Origin of the sequence: Mycobacterium sp. E136, assembly GCF_001666865.1 — a bacterium.
Classification (GTDB): domain Bacteria; phylum Actinomycetota; class Actinomycetes; order Mycobacteriales; family Mycobacteriaceae; genus Mycobacterium.
This window is the reverse complement of the sequence record NZ_LZJE01000403.1, coordinates 1-10,651: the sequence shown is the minus strand read 5'-3', so window position 1 is coordinate 10,651 and position 10,651 is coordinate 1. Positions and strand designations below refer to the sequence as shown.

General features: G+C 68.2%; 11 protein-coding genes and 2 pseudogenes. 6 read left to right on the top strand and 7 right to left on the bottom strand.

The window, feature by feature from the left end; translation table 11 throughout:
* Window positions 1–211, bottom strand: a 211-nt coding sequence (locus A5698_RS27675) for an ATP-binding cassette domain-containing protein (protein ID WP_156670813.1), incomplete at its 3' end; no start/stop codon positions are given.
* 35 nt (window positions 212–246) lie between these two features.
* On the opposite strand from A5698_RS27675, the pseudogene A5698_RS27670 reads away from it, so the two are divergent.
* The 4 genes and pseudogenes from A5698_RS27670 to A5698_RS28315 all read left to right on the top strand — a co-directional run.
* A pseudogene (locus A5698_RS27670) lies at window positions 247–927 on the top strand (ABC transporter ATP-binding protein); the annotation flags it as partial.
* Window positions 928–1,620 (top strand): urea ABC transporter ATP-binding subunit UrtE, encoded by a 693-nt coding sequence (gene urtE / locus A5698_RS27665; RefSeq protein ID WP_068303754.1) that lies wholly within the window; start codon window positions 928–930, stop codon window positions 1,618–1,620. It abuts the pseudogene before it with no gap.
* A 94-nt stretch (window positions 1,621–1,714) separates the two neighbouring features.
* Window positions 1,715–2,245 carry a hypothetical protein gene (locus A5698_RS29205; protein ID WP_197506916.1) on the top strand — a complete coding sequence of 177 codons (531 nt, stop codon included), beginning with the start codon at window positions 1,715–1,717 and terminating at the stop codon, window positions 2,243–2,245.
* Window positions 2,242–2,784 (top strand): hypothetical protein, encoded by a 543-nt coding sequence (locus tag A5698_RS28315; protein WP_084792657.1) that lies wholly within the window; start codon window positions 2,242–2,244, stop codon window positions 2,782–2,784. Before A5698_RS29205 ends, A5698_RS28315 begins: the two co-directional genes overlap by 4 nt.
* 22 nt (window positions 2,785–2,806) lie before the next feature.
* On the opposite strand, the gene hisS is transcribed toward A5698_RS28315, so the two are convergent.
* Together hisS and A5698_RS27645 are read right to left on the bottom strand one after the other, a co-directional pair.
* Complete coding sequence (gene hisS / locus A5698_RS27650) at window positions 2,807–4,072, bottom strand: histidine--tRNA ligase (RefSeq protein WP_068303751.1); 1,266 nt, start codon at window positions 4,070–4,072, stop codon at window positions 2,807–2,809.
* Window positions 4,073–4,081: 9 nt separating this feature from the next.
* On the bottom strand, window positions 4,082–4,768 hold the full coding sequence (locus A5698_RS27645) for an MBL fold metallo-hydrolase (protein WP_067084185.1): 687 nt from the start codon (window positions 4,766–4,768) through the stop codon (window positions 4,082–4,084).
* Between the two features lie 103 nt (window positions 4,769–4,871).
* Here A5698_RS27645 and A5698_RS27640 point away from each other — a divergent pair, with 103 nt between their 5' ends.
* Together A5698_RS27640 and A5698_RS27635 are read left to right on the top strand one after the other, a co-directional pair.
* On the top strand, window positions 4,872–5,750 hold the full coding sequence (locus tag A5698_RS27640) for a peptidylprolyl isomerase (RefSeq protein ID WP_068303748.1): 879 nt from the start codon (window positions 4,872–4,874) through the stop codon (window positions 5,748–5,750).
* Window positions 5,751–5,754: 4 nt separating this feature from the next.
* Entirely contained in the window at window positions 5,755–6,747 is a 993-nt protein-coding gene (locus A5698_RS27635) for a peptidylprolyl isomerase (protein WP_068303745.1), read from the top strand.
* Between the two features lie 4 nt (window positions 6,748–6,751).
* Here A5698_RS27635 and A5698_RS27630 read toward each other — a convergent pair whose 3' ends face one another.
* From A5698_RS27630 to A5698_RS27615, 4 genes and pseudogenes are all read right to left on the bottom strand, one after another.
* Window positions 6,752–7,045: a DUF4333 domain-containing protein gene (locus tag A5698_RS27630; protein ID WP_068303742.1), complete on the bottom strand. Its 294-nt coding sequence runs from the start codon at window positions 7,043–7,045 to the stop codon at window positions 6,752–6,754.
* 85 nt (window positions 7,046–7,130) lie between these two features.
* Window positions 7,131–9,482 carry a RelA/SpoT family protein gene (locus tag A5698_RS27625; protein WP_068303756.1) on the bottom strand — a complete coding sequence of 784 codons (2,352 nt, stop codon included), beginning with the start codon at window positions 9,480–9,482 and terminating at the stop codon, window positions 7,131–7,133.
* 71 nt (window positions 9,483–9,553) lie between these two features.
* A complete protein-coding gene (locus A5698_RS27620) occupies window positions 9,554–10,090 on the bottom strand; it encodes an adenine phosphoribosyltransferase (RefSeq protein WP_286144642.1) in 537 nt (178 codons plus the stop codon).
* Window positions 10,087–10,651: pseudogene (locus A5698_RS27615) on the bottom strand (ABC transporter substrate-binding protein); the annotation flags it as partial. The gene A5698_RS27620 and the pseudogene A5698_RS27615, both read right to left, overlap by 4 nt.

The following is a 10,651-nucleotide window of genomic DNA, read 5'->3' as shown; positions in this document are numbered from 1 at the left end:
TGGCGTTCACCAGGCCGGTGATCGCGTCGATCACCGTGGTCTTGCCCGCGCCGTTGGGCCCGATCAGGAATCGCAGGTCACCCTGGAACAGGGTCAGGTCGACATCGCTGACCGCTTTGAAACCGTCGAAATCGACGGTGAGTCCGCGCACTTCGAGATATTCGGTGCCCATGCCGACGTTGCCGCCGGCGACCGGCTCCACCTGGGTCATGTTGCTGCGCCCACCTTCTCGGTGTCGAGGTCCGCCTGCGATTCCTGATCGGGCCCAACGGCGCGGGCAAGACCACGGTGATCGACGCGATCACCGGCCTGGTGAACGCCACCGGGTCGGTCAACAAGTCCGGCGTCGAACTGCTCGGTCGCAAGGTGCACCAGATCGCCCGCCTCGGCGTCGGGCGCACATTCCAGACGGCCAGCGTGTTCGAGCAGCTGAGCGTGCTGCAGAACCTCGACATCGCCGCGGGTGCGGGACGGTCGGCGTGGACGCTGCTGCGCCGGCGCAAGGGCGTGCTGCCCGCGATCGAGGAGGCGCTCGACACCATCGGGCTGGCCGATCTGGCCGACAGACCGGCCGGGGTGCTCGCCCACGGGCAGAAGCAGTGGCTGGAGATCGGCATGCTGCTGGTGCAGAACGCCGACGTGCTGCTGCTCGACGAACCCGTCGCAGGCATGAGCCACGAGGAGCGCGAGGAGACGGGAAACCTGTTGCGCCGCATCGGTGCCCAGCGCACCGTCGTGGTCGTCGAACACGACATGGACTTCATGCGGGCGTTCGCCACATCGGTGACCGTGCTCGCCCGCGGCCAGGTGATCGCCGAGGGATCGGTCGCCGACGTGCAGGCCAATCCCAAGGTGCAGGAGGTCTACCTCGGCACCGCAGCAGCAGGCACCGCCGATGTGCCCGCCGAGATGATCGAGGAGTCATAGATGCTGTCACTGGTCGACGTGCGCTGCGGCTACGGCCGTTCGGAGGTGATCCACGGGGTCAGCGTCGACGTGCCCGAAGACGGGGTGGCCGCGGTGATGGGCCACAACGGTGCGGGCAAGACCACGCTGCTGCGCGCTGCGGTCGGGTTGCTCAAATGCAGTGCGGGCAAGGTGCTCTTCGACGGTGAGGACATCACCAAGCTGCGGCCGAGCGCACGCGTCGCGCGCGGGTTGGCCTATGTACCGCAGGGCCAGCAGTCGTTCGGCCAGCTGACCACGATGGAGAATCTGCAAGTCGTCGCGGACGGACGCAAGAACGGCAAGCGGCTCATCGACGAGCATCTCGACCTGTTCCCCGCTTTGAAGGAGTTGTTGACCCGGCGCGCCGGTCTGCTGTCGGGTGGTCAACGCCAGCAGTTGGCGATCGCCCGCGCGCTGATCACGACGCCGAAGTGCCTGATCCTCGACGAACCCACGGAGGGCATCCAGCCGTCGGTCGTCGCCGAGATCGAAGCGGCGATCACGTCGCTGACCGAGCGGGGCGACCTGGGGGTGCTGCTCGTCGAACAACACATCGGTTTCGCGCTGGAGTCCTCGCAGCACTACTACGTGCTCGAAGCCGGCCGCGTGACATCCGACGGCACGGGCGGCTCCTCGTCGGAAGCCGACGTCCGCGCCGCCATGGCCATTTAACCGGTTGCGCGAGCGCGCGTGTTTGCACACGACACGCCGCGAAATTCCGACAGTTCACGCACGCTCGCGCCCGCCGAAGTGGCACAGTGCACCCGTGGATACAGCTTCGGGAGCACAGGTACTCGCCGACACCGGCGGTCTTGTCGTCACCGACGACGGACGCCGAGTGCTGGTTGTGGACCGCGGGACAGGGCACCTGACGGTGCTGGCGTTCGTCGTCGGCGTGCTGACGCTCGTCGTCGCGGGATTCGGGCTGGTCGCGCTGATCGGCGGTGTCCCATCGCGGGCGCTGGGCGCCGTCTTCCTGGCCGTCGGCGCGGCGCTGGCGGTGGCCGCGTTCTTCGTCCTCCGCAAGGTCCGGCGGTATCGCACCCGACCGCTGCACGATTGCCGGCCGGCCGCGGTGCTGGATCGCAAGCTCGGACTGTTCAGCTACCGCGGCGGCGCCCTGGTGCAGCTGGATCAGGTGCGCTTCGCACGCAAGTTCCAGATCGGTTCCAGCTCAACGAAACTCGTCGCCGTCACACCCGGCGGTACGAAGACGCTCAAACGCGGTAACCCGTTCGACGGTGGGGTCGGGCATATCGACGAACTCCTGAACTCGGTCGCCCGCGGCTCTGCGTGAGCGCACCGCTCGAGCCCATACCGCTGGCGGATCAGGGCCCTGTGGTGGTGGCCGAGCGGGGACCCGAGATTCTGGTGATCGACCGCGGACGGGCGCCGACGGAGATGACCGTGCTGCTCTTGACGATGGCGTCGCTGATCTTCGGCGGGTTCGGCATCGTGTCGGTCTATTACGCGTTTGCGTATTCGACGGTGTGGCCCTCGGCGGCGATCGGCGCGGCGCTGTTCGTCGTCGGTGGAGTGGCGTTCAGGGCGTTGCTCCGCGGCGGCGCAGCGCTGCGGAGCATGCGGATGGCGCCGTTGAGCGCATACCGGCCGGTGGCGGTCTTCGACCGGCGGCACCAGGTCTACCGCGACGGCGCGGGTGAGATCGTGGCCCCGCTGGACGAGGTGCGGTTCGAGCGCAGGTCGCGGTTGCTGACGTCGACGCTGGTGGTGAGCGCTCCGTCATCGACGCGAATCCTCTTGCGCGGCAACGTGTTCAGTGGCGGTGTCGGCGCTATCGACCGGGTGCTCGGCGCTGCCGTCCACGGCATCTGAGCACTCGCAAACAAGGACAGGACTAGGCGCGGTTGAGGCGCGTCAGCACTTCGGTCAGCACGTCATCGACCGGGATGTCTGTCTGCTGCCCGGTCGCGAGGTTCTTCACGCCGATCGTGCCCGCTTCGATGTCACGATCGCCGGCCACCATCGCGAGCGCCGCACCCGAACGGTCCGCGGCACGCATTGCGCCCTTGACGCCGCGGTCGCCGTAGGCCAGGTCCACGCGCACACCCGCCGCCCGCAGCCGCGCGCCCAGCACCGACAGCGTCAATTTGGCCTGCTCCCCCAGCGGGACACCGAAGACGTCAACGCGAGCGGTCCCGCCAACGGTCTTGCCCTCGGCCTTCAACGCCAGCAGCGTCCGATCCACGCCGAGCCCAAAACCTATGCCGGACAGATCTTTTCCGCCGAGCTGCGCCATCAGCCCGTCGTAGCGACCACCGCCGCCGATCCCCGATTGCGCGCCAAGGCCATCGTGCACGAACTCGAACGTCGTCTTCGTGTAGTAGTCCAGGCCCCGCACCATCCGCGGGTTGATGACGTAAGGCACCTCCAACGCGTCGAGATGCGCCAGCACGGTGTCGAAGTGCTGTTTGGCGACATCCGAGAGGTGATCGAGCATCACCGGCGCGTCGCCGGTCATCTCGCGCATCTTGGGTCGCTTGTCGTCGAGCACCCGCAGCGGGTTGATCTCGGCGCGCCGCCGTGTCTCCTCGTCGAGGTCAAGCTTGAACAGGAAGTCCTGCAACAGTTCCCGGTACTGCGGACGGCAGGTCTCGTCGCCCAGCGAGGTGATCTCCAGCCGGAACCCGTCGAGCCCCAGCGACCGGAAGCCCGCATCGGCGACCGCGATCACCTCGGCGTCCAGGGCGGGGTCGTCGACGCCGATGGCCTCCACCCCCACCTGCTGCAGCTGACGATAGCGACCGGCCTGCGGACGTTCGTAGCGGAAGAAGGGCCCGGAGTAGCACAGTTTGACCGGCAGCGGGCCGCGGTCCAGGCCGTGCTCGATGACGGCGCGCATCACCCCCGCGGTGCCCTCGGGCCGCAACGTGACCGACCGGTCACCGCGGTCGAAGAACGTGTACATCTCTTTGGACACCACGTCGGTCGACTCGCCGACGCCGCGGGCGAAGAGCGCGGTGTCCTCGAAGATCGGCAGTTCGACGTCGCCGTAGCCGGCCCGGCGCGCGGTGTCGAGCAGGCCATCGCGCACGCCGACGAATTGCGCCGAGTCCGGCGGCAGGTAGTCCGGGACGCCCTTGGGCGCCTGAAAATCACTCACTGAAGCTCACTAGGTCAAGCCTTCGAGGAACGGGTTGGTGCGGCGTTCGACGCCGATCGTGGACTTCGGGCCGTGTCCCGGTAGTACCACGGTGTCGTCGTCGAGCACCAACAGTTTGTTGACGATCGAGCCGAGCAGGTCCCGACCGCTGCCGCCCGGCAGGTCCGTACGCCCCACCGACTGCCGGAACAGGGTATCGCCGGTGAACGCGATCGAGCCGGGCCCCGACCCGATGCCCTCCTCGACGCGGAACACCACCGACCCCCGGGTGTGCCCGGGCGTGTGGTCGACGGTGACGGTGACACCACCCAGCTCCACCTTGTCGCCGTCCTTGTCGAGCTCGACGACCTGCTTGGGCTCGCGGAACAACACACCGAACGCGGAGCTGGCCAGCCCCCCGAGAAAGCCCCGACCGAAGTCCTTGATCGGGTCCGTCAGCATGAAACGGTCCTCGGGATGAATGAACGCCGGGCAGCCGTACATGTCCGCCACCTTCTGCGCCGACCAGATGTGGTCGATGTGGCCGTGCGTCAACAACACCGCCGCCGGTGTCAGGCGGTGCTCGTCGAGGATCCGGCGCAACGGCCCCATCGCCCGCTGCCCGGGATCGACGACGATGGCGTCGGCCCCGGCCCGCGGGGCCAGCACGTAGCAGTTGCACGCCAGCATGCCGGCGGCAAACCCGGTGATGAACACGTCGTCCAGTTTCCCACCACCGGTTGGCGTGGGTCGCGGCGCCACACTCAGCAATGCCTGGCACACTCGTTCCCGATCGATTGACAAGAGGAGGTCATCACCGGTGCCGACCAACGAACAGCGGCGGGCGACGGCGAAGCGCAAGCTCGAGCGGCAGCTGGAACGCCGCGCGGAAAAGGCACGCAAGCGGCGTCTGTACACGATCATCGGCTCGGTCGCCGCCGCGATCGTGGTGATCGCCGCCGTGGTCGCGACCATCGTCATCACCAAGGACGACGACTCTGACGGCCAGACCGCAGCCGCCACCGAGACCTCCTCCCCCACGTCGGCCGCACCGACGGAGCCCGGAGCGCTGCCGGCGTTCGCCGCACCGGCCGGACTCGGCGAGAACTGCGAGTACCCGGCGTCGGCGGAAAAGGCCGCCAAGCAGGTCAACCCGCCGCGCGCCGGCAAGGTACCCACCGACCCCGCCGAGGTCAGCGCCAGCATGTCCACCGACCAGGGCAACATCGGCCTGCTCCTCGACAACGGCAAGGCGCCGTGCACGGTGAACAGCTTCGCCAGCCTCGCCCAGCAGGGCTACTTCGACAACACCCCGTGCCACCGGCTGACCACCGCCGATTCGCTGAAGGTGCTGCAGTGCGGCGACCCGACCGGCAAGGGCACCGGTACCCCGGGGTACTCGTTCGCCAACGAGTATCCGACCAACCAGTACCAGCCCGACGACCCGAAGCTGCAGGAACCGGTCACCTATCCGCGCGGCACGCTGGCCATGGCGAACGCCGGTCCGAACACCAACGGCAGCCAGTTCTTCCTCGTGTACCAGGACTCGAAGCTGCCGCCGAACTACACCGTGTTCGGCCGCGTCGACGACACCGGACTGGCCACGCTGGACAAGATCGCGCAGGGCGGGATCGAGGGTGGCGGCCAGGACGGCGCACCGGCCACCCCGGTCACGGTGAAGTCGATCCTGCTGGACTGACGCCGTGACCGCGCCTCCGCCGTACGGCGGTCCCCAACCGCCGTACGGCTATCCGGCGCAGTACCCCTACGGCTATCCGCCGCCGAGGCAGACCAACACGCTGGCCATCGCCGCACTGGTGTGCGCGTTCGTCTTCGCGCCGCTGGGCATCGTGTTCGGTCATCTCTCGCTGTCGCAGATCAAGAAGTCCGGCGAGGAGGGCCGCGGGATCGCGATCGCGGGGCTGGTCATCGGATACCTGGTGACGGTCCTGACGGTGCTGATCGTCGTCGTCGGCGTCGTCTTCCTCGCGGCGGTGGGCCGCGACCTCGAAAGGCTCGACGGCATGGTCGACGTCACCGCCACGCCGGGATTGCCCACCGACGAGCTGCCCGAGTTCAAGCCGCCCGCCACGCTCGGCTCGAACTGCCAGTACCCGCGAACGTCAGAGCCATCGAGCAAGCCGGCCAAGCCGCCGCGCACCGGCCGCGTGCCGACCGATCCGGGGCGCGTCAGCGCCAGCCTGGCCACCAACCAGGGCAACATCGGCCTGCAGCTGGACAACGCCAAATCCCCGTGCACGGTGAACAACTTCGCCAGCCTCGCCCAGCAGGGCTTCTACGACGGCACCACGTGCCACCGCCTGACCACCGACGACACCCTCGGCGTCCTGCAGTGCGGCGACCCCAGCGGCACCGGCACCGGCGGACCCGGGTACCAGTTCCCGAACGAGTACCCGACCAACCAGTACCGGTTGAGCGACCCGGCGCTGCGCTCACCCGTCCGCTATCCGCGCGGGACGCTGGCGATGGCCAACGCGGGCGTCGGCACCAACGGCAGCCAGTTCTTCCTCGTCTACGCGGACTCCGAGCTACCGCCGACGTACACGGTGTTCGGCACGATCGACGCGACCGGCCTGGCGACGCTGGACAAGATCGCGGCCAAGGGTGTCGCCGACGGCAGCGACGACGGAAAGCCGGCGACCGACGTGCGGATCGAATCGATCCGCCTGGATTGACCCGCTACTTCGTCGGCGCGGTCTCGATGTAGAACTCGACGTCGTCGCCCTCGACCTTGGTCACCCGCATGTTCGCGGTGTACTCGGCGCCCTCGGGTCCAGTGAACTTGCACTCGAACTTCGCGCCTTCTTTGGCCTCGACGCCCTCGGGGCACTTCACGTCGGTCGGTTTGAAGCCGGTCTGCTCAGACACGAGGTCGACGATGGATTTCGCGGCGCCTTCCGGCTTGATCGTGGACCCGCACCCCACCAGAACGACTCCGAGGGAGACCAGAACGACGAGTACCGCGGCCCGCATCGTCGCAGTATGTCAGACCCGGCAAAAATTGACGCGGTTCAGCGGTATTTGCCGGCGGCTCACGCCGCTTCTGCCCGATTGCGGCTCACGCCGCGGACGTCACCCGGTAGACGTCGTACACGCCCTCCACGTTGCGCACCACGTTGAGCACGTGGCCGAGATGCTTCGGGTCGCCCATCTCGAACGTGAACCGGCTGATCGCCACCCGGTCGTTAGACGTCGTCACCGACGCGGACAGGATGTTGACCTTCTCGTCGGCCAGCACCCGCGTGACATCCGACAGCAACCGGTGCCGGTCGAGCGCCTCGACCTGGATGGCGACCAGGAACACCGACGACGGCGACGGCGCCCACTTCACGTCGATGATGCGCTCCGACTGCTGTTGCAACGACGAGGCGTTCGTGCAGTCGGTGCGGTGCACGCTGACCCCTCCGCCACGCGTGACGAAACCCATGATGTTGTCGCCCGGCACCGGCGTGCAGCACTTGGCGAGCTTGGTCAGCACACCCGGAGCGCCCGGCACGGAGACTCCGACGTCGTCGCTGGTGCGTTGACGCACCGGCATGGTCGCGGGCGTGGAGCGCTCGGCGAGTTCGTCGGAGGCCTCCTCGTCCCCACCGACCTGAGCGACGAGTCGCTGCACCACGTGCCGCGCCGACACGTGCCCCTCGCCCACCGCGGTGTAGAGCGCCGAGACGTCGACGTACCGCAGTTCGCGGGCCAGCGCACCCATCGATTCGGCATTCATCAAGCGCTGCAACGGAAGTCCGCCGCGGCGGACCTCACGCGCGATCGCGTCCTTGCCGGCCTCGAGCGCCTCCTCGCGGCGTTCCTTGGCGAACCACTGCCGGATCTTGGCCTTCGCCCGTGGCGAGACCACGAAGGTCTGCCAGTCGCGCGACGGCCCGGCGTTCGGCGCCTTGGATGTGAAAACCTCGACCACTTCGCCGTTTTCGAGCTTGCGCTCCAGCGCCACGAGGCGCCCGTTCACCCGAGCGCCGATGCAGCGGTGACCGACCTCGGTGTGCACCGCGTACGCGAAGTCGACCGGGGTCGACCCGGTGGGCAGCGTGATCACGTCACCCTTGGGCGTGAACACGAAGATCTCCTGCACCGCAAGGTCGTAGCGCAGCGATTCCAGGAACTCGCCGGGGTCGGCGGCCTCTCGCTGCCAGTCGAGAAGCTGCCGCATCCAGGCCATGTCGTCGATCTCGGTCGACGAGTGCTGGTTGGGGACGTTGCGGCCCTTGGTCTCCTTGTAGCGCCAGTGCGCGGCGATCCCCAGCTCGGCGGTCTTGTGCATGTCGTGGGTGCGGATCTGCACTTCCAGCGGTTTGCCCTCGGGCCCGACGACCGTCGTGTGCAGGGACTGGTACACGCCGTACCGCGGCTGGGCGATGTAGTCCTTGAACCGACCCGCCATCGGCTGCCACAGCGAGTGCACGACGCCCAAAGCCGCGTAACAGTCCCGTATTTCGTCGCACAGGATGCGCACGCCGACGAGGTCGTGGATGTCGTCGAAGTCGCGACCCTTTACGATCATCTTCTGGTAGATCGACCAGTAGTGCTTGGGCCGGCCCTCCACGATCGCGTTGATCTTCGACGCAGTGAGCGTCGAGTTGATCTCGGCGCGCACCTTGGCCAGGTAGGTGTCGCGGGACGGCGCGCGGTCGGCGACCAGCCGCACGATCTCCTCGTACTTCTTCGGGTGCAGGATCGCGAACGCGAGATCCTCGAGCTCCCATTTGACCGTCGCCATGCCCAACCGATGCGCAAGCGGGGCAATGACTTCCAGGGTCTCGCGGGCCTTGCGCTGCTGCTTCTCCGGCGGCAGGAACCGCATCGTGCGCATGTTGTGCAGCCGGTCGGCCACCTTGATCACCAGCACGCGGGCGTCGCGCGCCATCGCGATGATCATCTTGCGGATGGTCTCGCCCTCCGCGGCGGTGCCCAGCGCGACCTTGTCCAGCTTGGTGACCCCGTCGACGAGATGACCGACCTCGGTGCCGAACTCCTCGGTCAGCGCCTCGAGCGTGTACCCGGTGTCCTCGACGGTGTCGTGCAGCAGCGCCGCGATCAGCGTGGTGGTGTCCATGCCGAGCTCGGCCAGGATGTTGGCCACCGCCAACGGATGCGTGATGTAGGGGTCACCCGAGCGGCGCAGCTGATCAGCGTGCCGCTGCTCGGCCACCTCGTAAGCACGCTGCAACAGCTGCAGATTGGCCTTCGGGTAGATCTCCTTGTGGACGGCCACCAACGGCTCGAGCACCGGGTTGATCGCGCTGCGCTGCGATGTCATCCGGCGGGCCAACCGGGCCCGTACCCGGCGCGACGCGCTCGCCGACGCCTTCGGCGTCTCCAGCGGCTGTGTTTCGGGGATCTGCGCGCCCGCCGGCGGCGACTGCACGGCCTGACCCGTGCGGGGTTCTTCGGCCATGGTCACCTCCCCGGTCCCGTTTTCGCGAGCGCCCGATGCGCCGCCGCAGTACGCGCCTTCGAGGATATCCCTCAGACCCGGTGCAGCGACGTGACCGGCAGCGGTTCCAGCGCCTCACGGCCGCGCAGCGCGGTCAACTCGAGCAGGACCGCGGCGCCCGTCACCGTCGCACCCGCGTGCTGCAGCAGCTTGACGGCGGCGGCCGCGGTGCCGCCGGTGGCCAGCACATCGTCGATGATCAGGATGTCGCGGCCGCCGAGGTCGATGCCGTCGGCCGGGATCTCCAGCGTCGCGGTGCCGTATTCGAGCGCGTAGGTCTCGCTGAGCACCGGCGGCGGCAGCTTGCCGCCCTTGCGGATCGCCAATACGCCTGTGCCCAGGCGCAATGCGACCGCCGCGCCGAGCAGGAAGCCCCGCGCGTCGATCCCGGCCACCAAGTCGGCGCCACGGGCGGACTCGGCGAGGGCATCGGTGACGGCGGCCAGCGCATGCGCGTCGGCCAGCAACGGGGTGAGGTCCTTGAAGGCGACGCCGGGTTCGGGGAAATCGGGCACCTGGCGCATCATCCGCGCGATCAGCGCCGAGATCTCCTCGGTACCGGCGTTCACCGGTCGAGCACCCAACGGTCCATGTTCCACCCCGCGCCCCACCGGGTCGGATTACTGCTCACAGCGAACATCTTCTTCGATGTCAGCACCGTGCGCTGCTGCCGGTACAGCGGCAGCGTCGGCATGTCGCCCCACAGCACCGGCCCGCCCTCGCCGAGCAGTCTTGCCAGTTCCTTCGGGTCGTTGGTGATGGCCATGGCCGAGATGGCCCGGTCGACCTGCGGGTTGGAGTAGCGCGGCAGGTTGTTGCCGTTCCCGGTGTGGAACTGGTAGGCGTCCATAGCCGACGATCCGGTCGATCCGCTGCCCGCAGCGCCGCCCGTGCTGGCCAACAGCACGTCGATCTCGTTGTTACGCAACGACAGTGGGCCCACGGTGTCGCTCGCAGCGTCCTCGACGGTGATGCCGGCGGGCGCACACGCCTTGGCGATGGTGCCCACGGTCGCCGCAAGCCGCGCGTTGGGGCTCTGGTAGCCGATGCGAACGGTCAACGGACGCGCGTTGAGCGCGGCCCGCGCGGCATCGGGGTTGGCCGCGACGAACTGCCCGGGTTCGGGCCCT